The sequence below is a fragment of the Alkaliphilus transvaalensis ATCC 700919 genome (assembly GCF_000621485.1).
Lineage (GTDB): Bacteria > Bacillota > Clostridia > Peptostreptococcales > Natronincolaceae > Alkaliphilus > Alkaliphilus transvaalensis.
Map to the genome: position 1 here is coordinate 148,020 of NZ_KK211286.1, position 21,012 is coordinate 169,031.

Here is a 21,012-nt window from a genome sequence, read left to right on the forward strand (position 1 = left end):
GGTGAAAAAGCTATTATTAATACAATCGACCCCCTATGATTCAAACAGGAAGCCCATTAAAAAGAGTAAACTTTATTTTGTCGGGTTAGGACTCCCTTTGTTAGCGGCATTAACTCCTTCAAATTGGGAAGTAGAGATTATTCTTGAAACAATAGAGGATATTCCCTTTGATACTGATGCTGACCTAATTGCCATTGGTAGTATGGGACATGCTGTAATCCGCTCTATAGATATTGCAAAGGAATTTAGAAGAAGGGGTAAAAAAGTAATTTTAGGGGGCTATATGGTAAGTCTAATGGCAGAAGAAGCTAAGAAATATTGCCATAGTGTTGTTATTGGTGATGCCGAAGAAGTTTGGCATAAGGTACTGGCTGACTACGAAGCTGGTGAGCTAAAGGATTTCTACCAAGAAGAAGTGCATTACTTATCGACTCCTTTACCTCGTTTTGACTTGATTATGAATAAAAAAATCGGAGATTTTTTACCTGTACAAGCAGGAAGGGGTTGCCCCAATGTCTGTAGTTTTTGCTCAGTATCTTGTTTATATAAAAGTAAATATTTAAAACGGGAAATTTCTGAGGTTGTTAGAGATATTATTCAAGTGAAGGAATTAGGTTTTAAAAAGTTTCTATTATTAGATGATAATATTATAGCGGATCGAGATTATATGATTACCCTTTGTAAAGAAATCAAAAAGTTAAAGATGAGTTGGACCTCCCAATGTTCTATTAGTATAGCAGATGACCCAGAACTACTTCAGATTGTGGCAGAGAGCGGATGTACAGCTTTAAGTTTTGGGTTAGAGAGCATCTCTCAAGAAAGTTTGCAATCTATGGATAAATCTTGGGGAAGGGTAGATCAATACCCTCGGTTGATTAAAAAAATACAAGAGGCTGGTATCGATGTATCGACAGAGATGGTGGTAGGGGCTGATGGTGATACCCTACAGTCTATAATGGCTACAGCCAAGTTTATTGAAGATAATAGGATAGTTGTACCAAGGTTTTATATATTAACCCCTATCCCAGGAACAAAGTACTATGATGAAATGAAGGCAGAGGGTAGAATCTATGTTGAAGATATGTATTCCTACAACGGTAGTGAAGCTGTCCATCTACCAAAAAATATGACACCAGAAGAATTGACGGTTGCCTATTGGGAACTGTACAATGAGGTGTTTTCATTAAAATCTATATTCAAAAGAACTCTTTTTCATAAAGAAATTTTCAGGAAATTTGACCGTTATTTTTTTTATTTAGTGATTAATTTATATTATCGATACCAAATAAAGCGAAAAATTACCCCTAATATTATATAAAAGAGGAAATTAAATATTTGCTTATAGATTTATAGTCATGCAAATAAAAAACATCTATTCTAAATGGTTAATGGAAATAGATTTAAGATGATAAGAGATAAGTCATTGAACAATAAATGGAGGATCAGCTTGGATATGACTAAATGGAATATTTAAGTCTTAAGATGATAATATGCATTTCCTCGTTAAATAAGGAGACAAATATGAAGGTACTATTAGTTAGAACAGCTAGAATAAAACAAGCCATTACCCTTGGTGAATTTATGTATAGTGAACCCCTCGGGTTGGAAATGGTCTATACACTTTTAGAGAAGGATCATCAAGTAGAAATTTTTGATATGATGTCTGAAGAGACAAATATAGAAGAAAAATTGAAGGAATTTCAACCACAAGTGGTAGGCATTACTTCCTTGTGTATCGATGTATTGGCTGTAAATGCTTTGGCCAAAGATGTTAAGAAATATGACCCTAGTATCATTACCCTAGTAGGGGGTACTCAAGCTTACTTTAATCATGAAGCCTTCTTTATTGATGAAATAGATCATATCATGAAATTTACTACTAGTAAGAATATGATAGAACTATTTGAGTATCTAGAAAAGGGAGAAGACCCTACAATAATTGATGGAATTTATAGTAGGGTAAATGATTATCAAACAACAAATGTCTGTGGAAGAAACGAATATATTAGACCTAATAGAGAATCCACAGCAAAGTATAGACATCAATATTCTTATTTTGGCTATAGGCCAGCTGCCATCATTGGAACAGCCCAAGGTTGTTCTAAAACATGTGGATTTTGTTTAAGATGGCGTATGGAGGGTCATAAAGAACATTATTTCCCAATGGAATTCGTAAAGGAAGAGATCAAAAACATCAAAGAAGAGACAATTATGATTATCGATAATGACTTTCTTCATAATGGGGAACGTCTTGAAGAACTTTGCAATTTCTTAGAAGGAGAGAATATTAGAAAAAGATTTATCTGTTATGCCAGTGTTGATAGTATTATTAATAATCGAAAAGAAATAAAACGTTTTAAAGAACTAGGGTTGTCGGCAGTATTAGTGGGGTATGAAACCTTTAAAGAAGAGGAATTGAAAAAATATCAGAAAAAATCTAGTGTTGAAGACAATTTTGAAGCTAGTCGTTTTCTTAAAGAAATCAAATTGGATGTTTGGGCTTCTTTTATGCTGCATCCCGATTGGAGCAAAGAAGACTTCAAAAGTTTTAGAAAATACTTAACAAAGCTAGACCCAGAAATATCCACATTTTCACCTCTAACCCCCTTTCCTAACCTACCTTTATATGGGGCTTATAAAGAAAGGCTTTTGGTTGAGAAGGAAAACTACGAACAATGGAGTTTTGGGCAGGTAACTATAAGACCTTCGAAAATGAGTTTAAGACGTTACTATTACGAAATATTAAAGACCCACTTATATATAAACTTATTTGGTAACGATCTAATATATATGGTAAAACGTTTTGGTCTTTCGACAATTTTGAGACTCTCTAAAGGGTCTATTAAACTTATGATTAGGTATCTTAAGCTAATGAAGGAAAAGTAAAGAAATCTTTAAATTTTTAGAATGTTAATGAAAAAATCTTGTTTAACCTTCATTTTTTGGGTATAATTGAATAAAGAAACGTAAGGGAGGTTTAGAAAATGATGACAACTACTTGCTAATTTAATTTTCTAAGTGAAAATTGAACAAAAGAAGTGATTACACCCTGGTTATTTAGGTTTTTTTGACGTACTTCTTTTGACTTAGTAGGTAGAAATAGTCGTTTTTTAAACTAAAACTCAAATTAAAAGAATTATGCTAAAGATAAGGGGGATATCCTCGCCATCTATTGGCTTATTAACGATACCCAAATCTGTCCAACAAAATAGGTTATGTTTTTGTACCTATTTAATTAGTATAATTAAAATTGACTTTTAGAACTGTAGAAGGACTATATTCTTTTACAGTTTTTGTTATTTTATGGAGTTTTAAGAAGAAGTACTAAAAAAGAATAAATACTAGGGGAAAAGAGTGATAACAGACCAAGGGGGACTAAAAATTATGGAAAACTTATTTAGAGTTGCAGAATTATTTGTAGAAAAGGTTAAACAGGATTATCCACAGGATGTAGCTATTATAGGTTACTATGGGTCTTATGCTGACGGTAGCCAAAGGGAAAAGTCAGACCTAGACATTTTCTTTATTCCTAATACTGAAAAAGGAAGAGGGCTAGGCCACTCTTTCATAATAGAGGATGTAGGGATTGATCTATTTCCTATAAGCTGGAAGCGAGCTGAGAATATTGCTGCCTTTAATGAAGTAATTGTCTCGGTTATAGCAGATAGTAAAGTATTGTATGCTGCTTCGGAGGAAGATTTAGCTAGATTCGATGCCTTAAGGGAAAAAATAAACCTTTTCTCTAAGGAAGAAAATAGGAAGGTAGCAATTAATAAAGCCCTAGAAGTATTTAATCGAGTCTGTAAAAGTCTATATTACTTAGAAGAACTTAAGTATAGTAAGGATATTACTGCTGAAAGGGTTGAGGCATTTAATATAGTTACAACAGTAAGTGAAACCGTTGCCCTTTTAAACCAAAGCTATTTGAAAAAGGGATGGGGTAAAAACCTAGAGCAAATATTAACCTTTGAAAAAAAGCCAAAGGGTTTTAAAGATTTGATTGATGCAATTATAAGGGAAACATGTAGCGAAACGATGGTTGATTACTGTAAAACTTTAGTAGAAAATACTAAGGAATTATTGATTGAAGAAGAAGAGATATTATCAACAAATGAAATCAGTTTTAATGGGTTTAATGGTTATTATGAAGAAATGAAATCTTATTTTAATAAGATTATAAGAGCTTGTGATGAAGAAGACTATCCTACTGTGTTTTTTGCCACCGTAAATTTACAAAAGGAAGTCGCAAGTTTTCTATTAGAGGCACAAGGAATCTGTAGGTTTGATTCGTTAAATACCTATCGTACATATCAAGATGTTATGATTCAATATGGACTTCCCAATTTGATTGAAATCTGTTATCCGAATAATTATGATGAAATAAAAGAAGGGGTTTGTAGGTTTGAAAGTGCTTTTGTAGAACTATTAATTAAGAACGGGTTAAAAGTTAATCGCTTTAATAATGTAGAAGACTATGGATTACATTTAAGGGAGAATTATTAAGTTATGAAGGGGTCAATATAATGATTAAAATGAATAATGGTTTAACAGCAACGGAAGAATTTAAGAGGCAATATAACGATTTAGTGTTAGAGGTATTTGGATTTAGTTTTGAAAAATGGTTCGAACTAAATGTTTGGGATGAAAACTATGAGGTTTACTCAATTTTTCAAGAGGAAAGAATCATTTCAAATGTTGGTGTATACAAAATGAAGATGATTGTAAATGGCATAGATAAGGAGTTTATTCAAATTGGAGCAGTTGCTACTAGAATAGAGGATCGTGGAAAAGGCTTATCTAGAAAAATTATGGAGCATATCTTTAAAATTTACCCTAATACACCTGCATGGCTATGGGCAAATGACAGTGTTTTAAATTTTTATCCTAAATTTGATTTTGTCCCAACCTCTGAAAAACAGCCTTATATAAAAGTGAATCTTCAAAGGAACAATAAATCTTTGATTAGAATGGAGATAACTGATTCTAAAATTAATGATTATTTAAAAAATAAAAAGCGATTCTCTAATGTTCTAGATTGTAAAAATCACTTTGCAATAAATTGGTTTCATTTAATCAACATACATCATAAGGACATTTATGAAATACCAGAACTGGACCTTATGCTGGTGATTAAGCAGATGGAGAGAACTTTAATGATTTATGATATTATAGGGGAAAAACCTGTTGACTTCTCAGAAATATTAACTCATCTTTCCTTCGAAGGAGTAGATACTATTAAATTTGGTTTTAATCCAGAATGGTTAGATTTAGAATGTTCCTTTGAGGATGTTAAAGTAGAAAATTCGACCTTATTTGTTAGAGGTGGTATTGATCTAGACAAAAATTATATCATACCAAGACTGATTAGGACTTAGTAAAGAATTTAACTTTAAGTTACTATTATTCATTATTTTGATAGTAGAACATTCATTTGGGTAAAACTAGATATAGATTGTTCTTAAATTATCTTTACTAAATTTAGTTTAATAAAAATTACTAGTTTATGGATATTTCCTTTTGAATTTGATATAATTAACATATTATAAATCTTATCAAAGGAGTGGTTTAGTTGAAATTCAAAATGTTACATACCTGTATTAGAGTGATGGATTTAGAAAAATCATTAAGGTTTTACACAGAAGCCCTTGGTCTTAAGGAAACTAGAAGAAAAGATTTTCCAGAACATGAATTTACATTAGTTTACTTAAGTGATGAAGATGGCCATTATGAAGTTGAATTAACTTACAATTATAATCCAGAAAAACCCTATGTAATAGGAAACGGATTTAGCCACATAGCAGTATCTGTTGAAGATTTAGAAGCTTCAAGAGAAAGGCATATGGAAATGGGTTATGAGGTAACAAAACTAATGGGGTTACCTGGTAGTCCGCCAAGATACTACTTTGTAACAGATCCAGATGGATATGATGTAGAGGTTATTAGGGCCAGCTAATATAGCAAAATAGCAAAAAAACAAAACACTTCGCCTTGGGGTGTTTTGTTTTTATCTAGATAAATGATAATAGATGAAATTAAAAGTTAAGACCAATGTAGTATAATGGATCTTTCTCTGTTATTCATAATAATTTGGGGACAATTTAGAGATAAGGAGATTGAGGGGATATGATGAGTTTCGATGACTTTTGGACTATATATGAAGAAGCCTTTCCACCTGATGAACGACGGGACATAGAGGCTCAATTAAAAATAATGGAGAGGGAAGAATACTACCTTAAGACTTTTTATGGAGAGAATGGTCTGGTAGGGTTTATTACCTATTGGGACTTGGGTAAAATTCTTTTTATTGAACATTTAGCTATAGAGAAGTCCCAAAGGGGAGGTGGCTATGGAGGGAAAATGATGAAGGAGCTCATGGAAAGCTTTAAAGAGTATTATTTTCTTCTAGAGGTGGAACCTCCTACAGATGAAATCAGTAAAAAAAGAATTAAGTTCTATGAAAAGCTAGGTTTTCAATTAAATGCCTTTGATTATCTACAGCCTTCTTATGGAAACGGCAAAGATCCGGTAGAAATGAAATTGATGTCTTATCCCAAGTTGATAGGATTAGGAGAGGAAAAAGAAGTGGTAGAGAAAATTTATTTGGGTGTTTATCAAATTAGCTAACTTGCTTTTTAAGTTATTTAAAATGGGAGTGGTTGCTTGAGGTATGTAAAAATAATTCTTATATTTTTCATATTATTAATGGCAATTTTCTTTTATAGACCAATAAAAATAGATATCACCTTCTATGATGGGTATATTCTTTCTTATGATAATGAAAATATAGAGGATTCATCAAAAATACAAATAATAGGTGAGTTATCTAGAAATCTATTTTCTGAGAGGACTTTTAAAGGGGAAGTAATTTTAGACGATATAATAATGTCGGTACAGTCACCAAAATCAGATATTAGTGTAGGTAGATTTTTTAAAAAGAAAAAGGGATTAAATAATGGAATAAAACAATTGTACTTAAGTGAAATAAAGTATAAAGGGAGCAGTGCTGAAACAATTGCTGTGATAAATATTACGGAGGACTTTAAAAGTCTATATGGGTATTCAAAGGAATTGAGAAAAGCCTATGGGGATAATTCGATATTTTTTACGGCGCCTGCAAACAATGGAAAAGAAGCTAGGGATATAATTATTAAAATGACAGGTAGAAATGAGATAGATTAATTTATAAACGATACCTATATTTTACGGAGAGAGCAAATATGAAAACTAATTTAAGAAGAAGTTTAATCATGCTGATATTTATAGTAATGTTAGTTTCTACAGTTAATTATTATCAAATTAGAAAAGCACAAATACAACATAATTACTACAACATGATGAGGTTAGGAGGCTATATAAGCAACTATAGTGAAGATCTAGATGGTTTAATGAAAAAAGAAAATGAATCATTTAATTATCATCACCATCAGTTAAACAAATGGAATTTAGTAGCATATGAATTAGTATCGAATCTTCAATTAATAAAAATGCCAATAAACTCAAAAGAGAGAAAGCTTAATGAATTAACCAGAGCTATTTCGGAAGTAACTAATCTCATTTCAAGCATTGAATCGTCAAGTAATATATCCTATAATAAACGAAATGAATCCTTAGATGGACTTGCTTTAGATTTAGAAATGCAGGCTTTTCTTCAGGCTATAGTTATACATTTAAATGATTTTGGGGAACTTATTTCAGATACGATCATTTTTGATCCAAAACAAGGAAGGTATAATCTTGAAGCAGACTATTTTGAAGAAGTTATATTGCGTGCTGAAAATGTAAATTTACTATATAAAACCCAATTAATCCAATAAGATTACAAATTAATAACTAGATATAATCTTGATATTCTTTGTATTAGGCAAGTGAGTTTGTTGCTTAAGATTAGCCCACAGTCAATAGTTTTTATGATCATATCAGCAGGCAATATTTATTATATAAGTAAAAAGAACAAAAGCTATAGAGAGCAATTATACCATCGAATGCTTATTGTTATAATGTTAATCCTATTTCTTGATAATAGTTATAACCTTTACATAAAAGCCTAGAGCTAAGGAAGGAAGAAAATTATGTATATCATTGCCTTTTTAATTATTTGCATTGTACTATATAATATAATTGTACTGGCAATTAATAAATCAGACTATACACTTTATTTAAAGAAGAATAATCAATTATTGAATGAAATGCTTCTGTTATTAAAGAAGCATGAAAGCTAAATCAGCCCTTAAAAACATACATACATAGATAGATACATACAGGAGCATAAAAAATGAAAAATCTTAAAAAACAATTCTTAAATCTAGCAATAGGCGAGTTTGCAGCCATCATGGTCTTTATTTATGCCTTCAGAACATTTAATCTGGGCCCTGCAAGCCTTGGTGCCTTTGCATTTCTTATATTTTTACTATTACAAGGAAGTACTTACTGGTTATATCGATATAAATTAATTGTGGCAAGAAGACCCCCTAGTAATGGTGCTATAAAAATTTTGAAGCTAGCTAAACAACTTAACCTAGTCATTAGTGTCGTTGTTGTAATCAGTATGTTAATAGTCAAGAGAGACTTAAAGGATCTTGTAATTGCAATACTAATATATGTATTCGCCCTTATTGAGCTAATCAATTATTACTGGTATCGATTAAGTTATGGTAAAACAGGTTTCAACATTAAAATACTAATTAGCGAAGGGCTACAAGCATCAAGTATAAATAAATTAATTAATAAGGAAAGATAATATATAAAAACCAAGGATTAGATAGGTTTCAAACTTGGTTTTTATTCTATTTTTTGATTTTTCTTAAGGGAGCCCTAATGCCAACTATTTAGTAATGAATCAACAAAACTAAGAATAATATTAACTATTATTTAATAAAGATTAATTTATTATTAACTTTACTAGAGTGATATTGACATATGACACAGTGTCACGATAAAATAAGATATGACATGCTGTCATAAACTATGATTATGGAGGAAGAAGATGCCTAAGCAAACTTTTTTTAATTTACCCCAAGAAAAGAAGGAAAATTTGATTACTGCAGCGAAAAAAGAATTTTCTAGGGTTCCATTGTATAAAGCTTCCATTTCGAATATCATAAAGACAGCAGAGATTCCAAGGGGGAGCTTTTATCAATACTTTGAGGACTTAGAAGATTTATTTTTGTTTGTTCTTTCGGATTCTTCGATGGATATAAGACAACAACTTATATATGGTTTAAAAGAATTTAATGGAGATTTATTTTGTGCTTTTGAAGAGATGTTCAAACATCTTTTAATGTGCTTTAAAGACAAAGGAAATGCTGACTTTTTCAAAAATACATTTTTGAATATGAATCACAGAATAGAAAAAACCTTTACGCCTAATATATGTAAAGAAAAGGCAATGGAACAAAGAAGAGAGTTTTTAAGCTTAGTTGATCTAAGTAAACTAAATATAAATAGCAAGGAGGAAGTACCCTACGTTCTTCAAATCATGATGGCCATTACGATGCATAATTTAATTCAAATTTTTGCAAAGAATCTATCCTTTGAAGAAGCCATAAAAATATATAAAATTGAAATCGATATGATTAAAAAAGGTATTTCCAGTGAAAATAATCGTCATTCAAATAACTGAGGAAATTGCATAATACTATTCCAATGAAATTATATTTGAATAATGTAATATCCGCAAATAAACCTTCAGAATGTCGAAGGATCTAAAATATATGAGGAATATTCTAATCAAATGGGGGAATTTATATGGGCCAATTATTGCATATGGGAATTGATGTTGGTTCTACTACAGTTAAAGTTGTAGTATTAAATCGAGAAATGAAGGTGGTTTATAGTAAATATCAAAGGCACTTTTCAGATATAAAGAAAACCGTAGCCGAGCTTCTTAAAGAAGCCAATAGATCCTTTAAAGAAAGTGCAATTACTTTAATGGTTACTGGCTCAGGGGGAATCTCAATAGCTAATAGTTTGGGGGTTTCCTTTATTCAAGAGGTAATAGCAGGTACTAAAGCGATTAATCGATTTTATCCAGAAGCTGATGTTGCCATCGAATTAGGTGGCGAAGATGCTAAAATAACCTATCTAAAGGATGGATTAGACCAGAGGATGAATGGTACTTGCGCTGGGGGGACAGGTTCCTTCATTGATCAAATGGCAGTATTATTACAAACCGATGCCCAAGGTTTAAATGAGTTGGCAAAGGGATTTAAAACAATTTACCCAATCGCTGCCAGATGTGGGGTTTTTGCTAAAACAGATATTCAACCTCTTTTAAATGAAGGCGCAGCGAAGGAGGATATAGCAGCTTCAGTTTTTCAGTCGGTGGTGATCCAAACCATTAGCGGATTAGCTTGTGGAAGACCAATAAGAGGAAAGGTTGCTTTTTTAGGAGGACCTCTATATTTTTTATCGGAGCTTAGAAAAAGATTTATTGAAACTTTGGATTTAATGCAGGATGAAGTGATTTTCCCTGAACATTCTGAGGTTTTTAACGCTGTAGGTGCTGCCCTTGCATCTGTTGAAGAAGAGGGTTTTACCATTACAAAGTTAATTAACCTGCTAGAGACAGTAAAACAAATTTCCATTGACGAATCTGAACGGCTAAGTCCACTATTTTCTAACCCAGGGGAGTTAGAAGAATTTAGATTAAGACATAGCAAACATTCAGTTGTGAGAAGAGATTTAGCTACCTTTGAGGGCCGTTGCTACTTAGGTATTGATGCCGGCTCTACAACTACAAAGGCAGCTTTAATAGATGATGAAGGAGCAGTACTTTATACCTATTATGGAAGTAATGAGGGGAGCCCTCTTAAGTCTACCATAAGGGTATTAAAGGAGCTCTATGGTAAAATGCCACCTAAGGCTCATTTAGTCAACTCTACAGTAACAGGTTACGGAGAAGGGTTGCTAAAAGCTGGTCTTAAGGTGGATATTGGAGAAATTGAAACGGTGGCCCATTATAAAGCTGCTGCCTTCTTTAGTCCAGGGGTAGACTTTATTCTAGATATCGGTGGGCAGGATATGAAGTGCCTTAGAATCAACGAAGGGATAATGGACAGTATTCTATTAAATGAAGCATGTTCTTCTGGTTGTGGTTCTTTTTTAGAAACCTTTGCTAAATCTTTAGACATGACAATAGAAGCCTTTGCAAAGGAAGCCATTACTGCTTCAAAACCTGTTGATTTAGGTTCTAGATGTACTGTTTTTATGAACTCTAGGGTAAAACAGGCTCAAAAGGAAGGGGCTACAGTTGGAGATATTTCTGCTGGTCTTTCCTATTCAGTCATCAAAAATGCCCTTTATAAAGTAATTAAAGTTAGAACACCAGAAGAGTTAGGAAATAATGTAGTTGTACAAGGTGGAACCTTCTATAACGATGCAGTTCTAAGAAGCTTCGAAATACTATCTGGAAAGGAAGTTGTAAGGCCCGATATAGCAGGGATTATGGGGGCCTTTGGAGCAGCCTTAATCGCAAGAGAAAGATATATCGATGGTTATAAAACAACTCTTCTTAAGGTAGGAGAACTTGATGATCTTCAAATCCAAACGGGGATGGTTAGATGTGGCCTATGTTTAAATAATTGTTTGTTAACCATCAACAAGTTTGGAAATAAAGAAAAGTTTATTTCTGGAAACAGATGTGAGCGGGGAGCAGGCAAGTCTAAAGACCAACTGACTCTTCCAAACCTTTATCAATATAAGTATGATAGGTTGTTTCAATATCAACCATTGGAAAAAAGTAAAGCTAAGAGGGGTTTAATAGGAATCCCTAGAGTGTTAAATATGTATGAAAATTATCCTTTTTGGTTTACCTTCTTAACAGAACTAGGTTTTAGTGTAGAGCTATCAGAACGTTCTTCTAAGCTGGTTTATGAAAAAGGGATTGAAACCATCCCCTCAGAGTCAGTATGCTATCCTGGAAAACTAGTTCATGGCCATGTGATAAGCCTAATTGAAAGGGGCGTGAAGGTGATCTTCTACCCTTCTATAACCCATGAGCAACGGGAACAAGAGGGAGCTGATAATCACTTCAATTGCCCAATTGTAACCTCCTATCCAGAGGTAATTAAAAATAATGTTGACCAATTAAGAGAGGAAAATATTACCTTCTTAAAACCCTTTTTACCCTTTAATAATAAAAAACGCTTAGCGAAAAGATTATATGAAGAGATGGGTCAATTTATGGTTACAGAGAAGGAGGTTATTGAGGCTGTAGATAAAGGATGGAAGGAACTAGAGGATTTTAAACAAGATATTAGAAAAATGGGGGAAGAGACGGTTTCTCAAATAAGAGAACAAGGATTAAAGGGTGTTATTTTAGCCGGCAGACCCTACCATATTGATCCAGAGATTAACCATGGTATTCCAGAATTAATTAATAGTCTAGGGATGGCAGTATTAACAGAAGATTCTGTTGCTCATCTTGGGGAAGTAGAAAGACCCCTTAGGGTAGTGGATCAATGGGCCTATCATTCGAGATTATATGCAGCAGCCAGTTATGTTGCCCTACAAAAGGATATCGAATTAGTTCAATTAAACTCATTTGGTTGTGGGCTAGATGCCGTTACCACCGACCAAGTCGAAGAGATCTTAAAGAATAAATTTAAAGTCTATACTTGTTTAAAGATTGATGAAGGTAATAATTTAGGGGCAGTAAGAATACGTCTACGTTCTTTAAAGGCGGCTGTTCTCGAAAGGGAAAACAATGGTGCTCATATACCAAAGGGAGTAGAAAGAAAGTATGTTAAAATTCCTTTTACAAAGGAAATGAAGAAAAACCATACGATTTTAGCCCCAGAAATGTCTCCAATCCATTTTAAGATAGTACAAGAGGCCTTTAGATTATCAGGTTATAACCTAGTTGTACTTCCTAGCAACGATAAAAAGGCAGTTGATGAAGGTCTTAAATATATAAATAATGATGCTTGTTATCCAGCAATCATCGTCTTAGGTCAATTAATTGAAGCCTTAAAGTCTGGAAAATATGACTTAAATAATACCTCAGTCATTATTAGTCAAACAGGAGGAGGTTGTAGAGCCACCAACTATATTGGCTTTTTACGAAAGGCTTTAGTCGATGCTGGTTTTAGCCATATACCAACGATATCATTAAGTGCTCAAGGCTTTGAGAAAAACCCTGGGTTTACCTTAAGTCTCCAACTCTTAAACAGAAGCTTTATGGCATTAATTTATGGGGACCTACTAATGAGGGTATTGTATCGTGTAAGGCCCTATGAAAAGGTAAAGGGTTCGGCTAATCAGTTATATGAAAAATGGAATCAGGTTTGTATAGACTCCCTTAAGTCTGCCAGTCGAAAAACCTTTAATCGTAATATAAGGAGTATTGTTAAAGAATTTGATAAGTTGGAGCTTACTGATGAAGTGAAACCAAGGGTTGGTTTAGTTGGAGAAATATTGGTAAAGTTCCATCCAATTGCTAACAATAACATTGTCGATATTATTGAGGCAGAAGGAGCAGAAGCTGTAGTACCAGACCTTACAGATTTTATTTTGTATAGCATGTATACAAATGATTTTAAATACCGATATTTATCAGGTAGTAGAAAGTCTAAAATAATAGGTGATGTTATTATTTCTGCAATAGAATTCTTCAGAAAAGCCTACAGAGAAGCCGTTGGTAGTAGTAAAAGGTTTGGGCACCTTCAGTCCATTAAAGAAACAGCTGAGGGGGCATCTAAGGTGGTTTCTTTAGGGCATCAAACAGGGGAAGGTTGGCTCTTAACAGGAGAAATGGTAGAGCTTATCGAGAGTGGTGTGAAAAATATAGTATGTATGCAACCCTTTGCTTGTTTACCTAACCATGTAACTGGTAAGGGAATGATGAAGGAGTTAAAGCGAATTTATCCTGGTGCAAATATAGTAGCAATTGACTATGATCCAGGGGCTAGTGAAGTAAATCAACTGAATAGAATTAAACTAATGCTTTCTGTTGCCTTCGATCAGCTAGAGGAAGTTAAAACGCCAAAACAGCAAGACACAGAAGAAATCTATAAAAAATTGGCAGATGAGAGTGTGTCCTAATGAAAGTGCACGTTAATTAGACTGTATCCTTACTATGGAAGTTCTTAATCTAAATTTAGCTGTTTGATAGCTTGAAGCTAGTCATAAGTTTTGACTGATAGGAGATGAACAAATGATAAAATTATTTAAGTATCTAAAGCCCTATGCATTAGTTATTGTAGCAGTTTTAGTGCTTGTTTTCCTACAATCTATTGGAGATCTATATTTGCCTACCCTTATGGCAGATATAGTAAACAATGGAATGTTAGTGGGAAACACAGGTTATATTTGGCGGGTTGGTAGTATGATGCTACTGGTGGCAGCTGGAGGTGTTGTAGCTGCCGTAACTGCTTCGTATTTAGGGTCTAGAATAGCAATGGCCTATGGAAGAGATCTCCGTAGTCGTGTGTTTTCAAAGGTAGAGGATTTTAGCTTGCATGAATTTGATAAAATTGGTACTGCATCGTTAATTACTAGAACCACCAATGATATTACCCAAATTCAAAATGTTGTAATGATGATGCTTAGAATGATGATTATGGCCCCCATGATGGGAATTGGAGGAATGATTATGGCTATCTCTAAAGATCGTGAGTTGGCTATGATTTTAGCCGTTTCTCTTCCGGTTTTAGCCATAGGGATAGGTATTGTGGCACGTCACATACTACCTATCTTTAAATCGATTCAGAAAAAGGTAGATCAATTAAACCTAGTAGCCAGAGAAAACCTAACGGGTATAAGGGTAGTTAGAGCCTTTAATCGGATTGATAAGGAAGCAAAGCGTTTTGATGAAGCCAATGCTGACTTAACAAGTACAGCAATTAAAGCTAATAAAATTATGGCTACTTTAATGCCTATGATGATGATTATTATGAACTTAACCAGTGTAGCTATTATTTGGTTTGGAAGTAAGCGGATTGATATGGGAAGTTTACAAGTGGGTGATATGATGGCTTTTCTACAGTATGCGATGCAGATTATGATGTCACTTATTATGATGTCTATGATGTTCTCATTTCTTCCAAGGGCACAGGCATCGGCAACTAGGATTAACGAGATTTTAGATGTTGAAGCAGAAATTGTAGACCCTGAAAAGGAAAAACTTCAAGAGTCTACTAGAGGTATGTTGGCGTTTAAAAATGTCACCTTTAGTTATCCAGGTGCAGAAAAGCCAGTTTTAAATAATGTCTCCTTTACTACAAAACCAGGAGAAGTGACAGCTATCATTGGAGGAACAGGTTCGGGTAAATCTACATTAATTAATTTAATCCCTCGTTTTTATGATATTCAGTCGGGAGCTATAGAAATTGATGGAGTAGATGTTAGAGAAATGAAACAGGAGGCCCTTCGTTCTAAAATTGGGTTTGTGCCACAAAAAGCTTATCTTTTTTCTGGAAGTATAGCTGAAAACATTAGGTTTGGTAAGGAAGATGCCAGTGAGGAAGAAATTAAAAAGGCGGCGGAAATTGCCCAAGCTACAGAATTTATAAATGGGATGAAGGAGGGTTATGATTATACTATAGCCCAAGGTGGAACCAATGTCTCTGGAGGACAAAGACAGCGACTTGCCATTGCTAGAGCATTGGTTAGAAGACCAGAAATCTATATCTTTGATGATAGCTTCTCTGCCTTAGATGTTAAAACCGATGTTAGGTTAAGAACAGCCCTTAAAAAGGAAACCTTAGAGTCTTCAGTATTAATAGTAGCTCAGAGAGTAACAACAGTCATGGATGCCGACCGAATTATTGTATTAGATGAAGGAAAAATTGTAGGGTTAGGGAAGCACAGAGAGTTACTTGATTCTTGTCAAGTCTATAGAGAAATTGTTGCTTCTCAACTTAGTGAGGAGGAATTAGCATGAAGAAAGAAGATAAAAACAAACGGTCTAATACTCCTCCCAAAGGTCCCGGTGCAGGAATGGCCATAGGAAGACCTGTTGAAAAAGCAAAGGATTTTAAAGGAACACTAAAAAGGATAATTGGTTACTTGAGGCCTCAAAAATTAAAATTAATTTTTGTATTCTTTTTGGCAATCTTAAGTACAACCTTTAATATTTTTAGTCCTAAGGTTATGGGGCAAGCAACTAATGAACTAGTGGCGGGTCTAACAAATCCTACAGTGGGGATTAATTTTAACGCCGTAGAACAGATTATTGTCACTCTAATTATACTTTATGTTTTAAGTGCCTTTTTCAATTTGGCAACAGGGTATATTATGTCGGGGGTTGCCCAAAAAACAGTATATGTAATGAGAAAAGATGTAAATGTTAAATTATCTAAGTTACCCCTTAAGTTTTTTGATGGTCGAACCCATGGAGAAATCCTAAGTCGTATTACCAATGACTTAGATAATGTAGCAAATACGTTGCAGCAGAGTTTGACCCAGTTAATTTCCTCTATTGTTACATTGTTGGGGATCATGATTATGATGCTTACCATAAGTCCTTCCTTGACTTTAATCGCAGTGATAACGGTACCCCTTTCAGCAATCGTTACGATGACAATTGCATCAAAGTCTCAAGTATTATTTAAAAAGAGACAGGCAATTTTAGGGGATTTAAATGGACATGTAGAAGAGATGTATACAGGACATCGGGTAGTAAAGGCCTTTGGACATGAGAAAAAATCTGTTGGAAAGTTTGATGATATTAATAATCAACTATATGAAACTGGGTGGAAGGCAGACTTTATTTCTGGGATCATTATGCCTCTTTTAAACTTTGTAAGTAATATAGGTTACGTCTTAATTTGTGTTGTTGGTGGTATTTTTGTTACAATGCAAAGAATTCAAATTGGAGACATTCAAGCCTTTATTCAATATGCAAGACAGTTTACACAACCTATTGTACAAACTGCCAATATATCAAATATCATACAGTCAACTGTTGCTTCAGCAGAAAGGGTTTTTGAATTATTAGATGAAACAGAAGAAATATCAAATGCTATTGATGCAACTGTTATTAATATGCCTAAAGGAAATGTCAAATTTGATAAGGTTAAATTTGGATATCATGAAGATGAAATGATAATCAAAAACATGAACATTGAAGTTAAAAAGGGACAAACAGTTGCAATTGTAGGACCAACAGGTGCAGGCAAAACAACTTTAGTTAATTTGTTGATGAGATTCTACGAAATTAATGATGGAGTAATTACAATAGATGGAGTAGATATTAGAAAGGTTAAAAGAGAAAATCTCCGCAGTATGTTTGGAATGGTATTGCAGGATACATGGTTATTTAACGGGACCATTAGGGATAATATAGCCTATGGTCGGATGGGGGCAACAGAAGAGGAAATAGTTGAAGCTGCTAAAGCTGCCCATGCAGATCATTTCATCAGAACATTACCAGATGGATATGATACGATTCTTGATGAAGAGGCTTCAAACATATCCCAAGGGCAAAAACAGCTTTTAACTATTGCACGGGCAATATTAGCAGACCCAACCATTCTTATTTTAGATGAGGCTACAAGTAATGTCGATACAAGAACCGAAGCCTATATACAGAATGCAATGCTTAAACTAATGGAAGGCAGAACTAATTTCGTAATTGCCCACAGACTTTCTACGATTCGTGATGCAGACATGATTCTAGTGATGAATCATGGGGATATTATTGAACAAGGAAATCATCAACAACTGCTTGAACAGAAGGGCTTCTATGCAGACCTTTATAATAGTCAATTTACTGTGGGGCAAGCTTCTACTGATAACACCATGAAGGATGCAGGATAAATCTTTATTAATTATCAAAACTAATCATCTTAACCGTATTGGAGTTTAACCTCCCTACGGTTAATTTTTTGGCAGAATAGGAAAAACTTATTTTAGTAATCCCTTAACCCTGCTAAATCTGCAGCAAGAATATGTGTTTCTACTATATGGCATGGTAAAATAGCCCTTTATATAAAGTCAAGGCGTATAGTGGTAGGTGATAAGGGAAAATTAGAAAAAAGATGCTGGGGGTTTCTATGAGAAAACACTTACTAAAAGACTACGAAAGAATCATTACTAGCTTGCCAGAGAAAGATCAATACCTATTATCAGATTTACTGATTCCAGATTTATTAATAGAAGAAGAGGGGAAGTTGCAAATTTATTATGCTACCCATAATGAATTCATTAATATCGAAGCTAAAATATTAATTATAGGGATAACTCCAGGTTGGGTTCAGATGGAAAAGTCCATTCGTACTGCAAGAAAGTGCCTAATAGAAGGACGGTCCCTTGAAGAAACAGCTAGAATATGTAAAAAGGAAAGTCGGTTCTATGGTACAATGAGGATGAACATCATAAATATGTTAGACGAACTAAGGTTACATGAATATTTAGGAATGAAAAATAATAAAGAACTTTTTAACGACCATTGTCCATATCTTCATACGGTATCCTTAATTCCCTATCCTGTCTTTGTTAATCGAAAGAACTATACAGGACATTCACCTAAAATAATTAATTCTAAGTTTCTTATGAAATATGTTAATTTGACAGTTGAAAAAGACCTGAAGCCTTTAAAAAGACCCTTAATTGTTCCTTTGGGAAGGGCTGTTGAGGAGGTACTATTATCCTTAATTGGGGAAGGTAAAATTGATCGAGAACAATGTTTAGTAGGTTTTCCTCATCCTTCGGGGGCAAATGGACATCGTTTAAAACAGTTTAAGGAAGGCAAAGAAAGAATGACAAATATAATAGACACTTATTTTAATAAATAGAAATTACATAATTAATATAAAACATCTTTTGTGGACGTGGGGGAGGAAGGCAATATGAAGCTATTAAAAGCTATAGAAAAAGGATTAGTATTTTTTGATGGTGCAATGGGCACTATGTTATTGAAGTCGGGCATGAACCTTGAAAAACCCTTAGATGTATGCAATATAGAAGACCCTCTTAGGGTGGAAAAAATCCACCGAAGCTATGTAGAAGCAGGAGCGCAAGTAATCACAACGAATACTTTTCAAGCTAATGAACTAAGATTGAAAGACTATGGTTATTCTATTGAAGCGGTCATTGAAGCAGGAATTAAATTAGCTAAGGCTTGCGGCAGTCAATATGTTGCTCAGGATATTGGGCCCATAGGAAAAGTTGAGCCAATGGGAAATCTATCCTTTTATGAAGCCTATAGTATTTTTAAAAAACAGGTAACTGTTGGGGCTAAAATAGGTGTCGATTGTATTTTGCTTGAAACCTTTTTCAATTTAAAGGAAGTAGAAGCAGCAATTTTAGCTGCAAAGGATCATAGTAATTTACCAATTTTCTGTACGATGACATTTGATCAAAAGGGTAGAATCTTATCTGGGGAAGAGGCTGGCCACATAGCAAATCAGCTTCAAAGTTTAGGTGTCGATGCGTTAGGGATCAATTGTTCCTTAGGGCCTAAGGAGATTTTGCACATTCTGCCAAACTTCATGAAGGGTGTAAAAATTCCTGTTATGGTACAAGCAAATGCTGGACTACCAACAAAAGTGGAGGGAACTACCCAATACACTATAGATCCCGAGACCTTTGGTTTTTACGGTAGCAGGATGAAGGAATTAGGTGTAAGGATTCTTGGTGGTTGTTGTGGAACTACCCCTGCCCACATACATGCACTAATTACAGCGATAAAAGACTAAGGCTTAAAGATTTAACATTGATCAACTGGTTACGGTGGTCTAAGGAAGCTCCGAATACAAAATACCTAAATTGCTATGAATCCTGAAGTAATATAAATTATTGGTTCAGGATTTTTTGAATAAGATATGGTAAAATTTTCTTGACTTATTTTATAGGGGGTATATAATAGTATTAACATTGTTAATATTATTAACTAAGTTAAATACATAAAGCTGGTAATTTTATTAGTAATGAGAAATTATTGCGTAAAATAAAGTTAAGAGAAATAAATATTGGAGGATGATTATATGAAAGTAGTACTATTATATGCATCAAAATATGGAGCAACAGAAAAAGCCGCTAAACTGATGGCAGAACAACTTAAGGGAGAAGTAAAGCTGATAAACTTAAAAGAAGAGATTCCATCAACTATTGAAGAATTTGATACAGTGTTATTAGCCAGTTCAATTTATGCAGGAAGAATGCAGGGAGAAATAAGTAAATTTACAACAACGTATAAGGATCAAATCATGAATAAAAATATTGGCGTGTTTGTCTGTTGTAAAGAAGAAAATCCTGAAAAGATTACTGAATACTTAAAGTTAAACTTACCTGAAGAAATGATTAAAAAAGCTTTTATTAAGGAGTATCTAGGCCACGAAGTAAAATTTGATAAGATGAATTTCTTTGAAAGGTTCTTATTAAAGAGAATATTAAAGGTAAAAGAAAGTTATTCACAAATCAATCTTGAAGGAATCAAAAGGGTATCAAACATTATTAATGAAATGGATGTAGCAAATGGATAGTAAAGAAATACAAAGGCAACGTATGAGGGAATATTTCATAAATGCAGCTAAGGAAATCATTTTAGAAGAAGGCGTGAAGAACTTAACTGCTAGAAAGGTTGGCAACAAAGCAGGCTATTCCTATGCTACTATATATAATTACTTTAGTGATTTAAATTGCCTATCAATACATTGTGTATTAGATTTTTTAGAAGATTGTTATAAACATGTCATGAATCTTAGGAATGTAGAGGATGACTTAAGAGATCAAGTGATTGATTGTGGTACAGAGTATTTTAAGTTTTTTGTAAAGAATCCTCAAATGTTTCAACTAATTTTTCTAGAAACTTTAGAAGGATTACCCCAGAATGATGAAGAGAGACCTGTAGTGCCATCTATTGCCCTATTATTAAAAAATCTATTAGAGGAATGCGCATTAAAGGGATATATAAAAAATGAGAATATAGACCTTTTAGCAGAACTCATCACTTCGACAATTCATGGTAAATTATTATTTTATGTTAAGGGCCGAAATACAGAGAATGTAGATAATATTATTATGTCAATTAGAAATGAAATGCGATATTTGCTAAATATTGAAAGGTAGGAA

17 protein-coding genes are annotated in these 21,012 nt (G+C 33.6%); all 17 read left to right on the forward strand.

The window, feature by feature from the left end:
* Position 1 precedes the first annotated feature (1 nt).
* The 17 genes from T335_RS0116120 (at position 2) to T335_RS0116205 (ending at position 21,009) form a co-directional block, all read left to right on the forward strand.
* A complete protein-coding gene (locus tag T335_RS0116120; RefSeq protein ID WP_026478453.1) occupies positions 2–1,318 on the forward strand; it encodes a B12-binding domain-containing radical SAM protein in 1,317 nt (438 codons plus the stop codon).
* 203 nt (positions 1,319–1,521) lie between these two features.
* Entirely contained in the window at positions 1,522–2,886 is a 1,365-nt protein-coding gene (locus T335_RS0116125; protein ID WP_026478454.1) for a B12-binding domain-containing radical SAM protein, read from the forward strand.
* 498 nt (positions 2,887–3,384) lie between these two features.
* The gene (locus tag T335_RS0116130; protein ID WP_156943708.1) at positions 3,385–4,503 is read left to right on the forward strand and encodes a nucleotidyltransferase domain-containing protein; all 1,119 of its coding nucleotides are present in this window, start codon (positions 3,385–3,387) and stop codon (positions 4,501–4,503) included.
* A 20-nt stretch (positions 4,504–4,523) separates the two neighbouring features.
* Positions 4,524–5,375 carry a GNAT family N-acetyltransferase gene (locus tag T335_RS0116135; RefSeq protein ID WP_026478456.1) on the forward strand — a complete coding sequence of 284 codons (852 nt, stop codon included), beginning with the start codon at positions 4,524–4,526 and terminating at the stop codon, positions 5,373–5,375.
* A 194-nt stretch (positions 5,376–5,569) separates the two neighbouring features.
* A complete protein-coding gene (gloA, locus tag T335_RS0116140; protein WP_026478457.1) occupies positions 5,570–5,953 on the forward strand; it encodes a lactoylglutathione lyase in 384 nt (127 codons plus the stop codon).
* Positions 5,954–6,123: 170 nt separating this feature from the next.
* Positions 6,124–6,624, forward strand: coding sequence for a GNAT family N-acetyltransferase (locus tag T335_RS21050; RefSeq protein ID WP_051569357.1), 501 nt, complete (start codon positions 6,124–6,126; stop codon positions 6,622–6,624).
* 36 nt (positions 6,625–6,660) lie between these two features.
* Positions 6,661–7,179, forward strand: a complete 519-nt coding sequence (locus T335_RS0116150) for a hypothetical protein (protein ID WP_026478458.1) — start codon at positions 6,661–6,663, stop codon at positions 7,177–7,179.
* Between the two features lie 68 nt (positions 7,180–7,247).
* Positions 7,248–7,814, forward strand: a complete 567-nt coding sequence (locus tag T335_RS0116155; RefSeq protein WP_156943709.1) for a hypothetical protein — start codon at positions 7,248–7,250, stop codon at positions 7,812–7,814.
* A gap of 458 nt (positions 7,815–8,272) precedes the next feature.
* Entirely contained in the window at positions 8,273–8,737 is a 465-nt protein-coding gene (locus T335_RS0116165) for a hypothetical protein (RefSeq protein ID WP_026478460.1), read from the forward strand.
* A gap of 246 nt (positions 8,738–8,983) precedes the next feature.
* Complete coding sequence (locus T335_RS0116170) at positions 8,984–9,619, forward strand: TetR/AcrR family transcriptional regulator (RefSeq protein WP_026478461.1); 636 nt, start codon at positions 8,984–8,986, stop codon at positions 9,617–9,619.
* Between the two features lie 125 nt (positions 9,620–9,744).
* Positions 9,745–14,040, forward strand: coding sequence for a 2-hydroxyacyl-CoA dehydratase (locus T335_RS0116175; RefSeq protein WP_026478462.1), 4,296 nt, complete (start codon positions 9,745–9,747; stop codon positions 14,038–14,040).
* Between the two features lie 112 nt (positions 14,041–14,152).
* On the forward strand, positions 14,153–15,880 hold the full coding sequence (locus T335_RS0116180; protein WP_026478463.1) for an ABC transporter ATP-binding protein: 1,728 nt from the start codon (positions 14,153–14,155) through the stop codon (positions 15,878–15,880).
* Positions 15,877–17,757 (forward strand): ABC transporter ATP-binding protein, encoded by a 1,881-nt coding sequence (locus tag T335_RS0116185; RefSeq protein WP_026478464.1) that lies wholly within the window; start codon positions 15,877–15,879, stop codon positions 17,755–17,757. Before T335_RS0116180 ends, T335_RS0116185 begins: the two co-directional genes overlap by 4 nt.
* A gap of 236 nt (positions 17,758–17,993) precedes the next feature.
* Entirely contained in the window at positions 17,994–18,734 is a 741-nt protein-coding gene (locus T335_RS0116190; protein WP_026478465.1) for a hypothetical protein, read from the forward strand.
* A 54-nt stretch (positions 18,735–18,788) separates the two neighbouring features.
* On the forward strand, positions 18,789–19,637 hold the full coding sequence (locus tag T335_RS0116195; RefSeq protein ID WP_026478466.1) for a homocysteine S-methyltransferase family protein: 849 nt from the start codon (positions 18,789–18,791) through the stop codon (positions 19,635–19,637).
* Positions 19,638–19,925: 288 nt separating this feature from the next.
* Positions 19,926–20,423, forward strand: coding sequence for a flavodoxin domain-containing protein (locus T335_RS0116200; protein WP_026478467.1), 498 nt, complete (start codon positions 19,926–19,928; stop codon positions 20,421–20,423).
* Positions 20,416–21,009, forward strand: a complete 594-nt coding sequence (locus T335_RS0116205) for a TetR/AcrR family transcriptional regulator (protein WP_026478468.1) — start codon at positions 20,416–20,418, stop codon at positions 21,007–21,009. The genes T335_RS0116200 and T335_RS0116205 overlap by 8 nt, the downstream gene beginning before the upstream one ends.
* Positions 21,010–21,012: the final 3 nt, after the last annotated feature.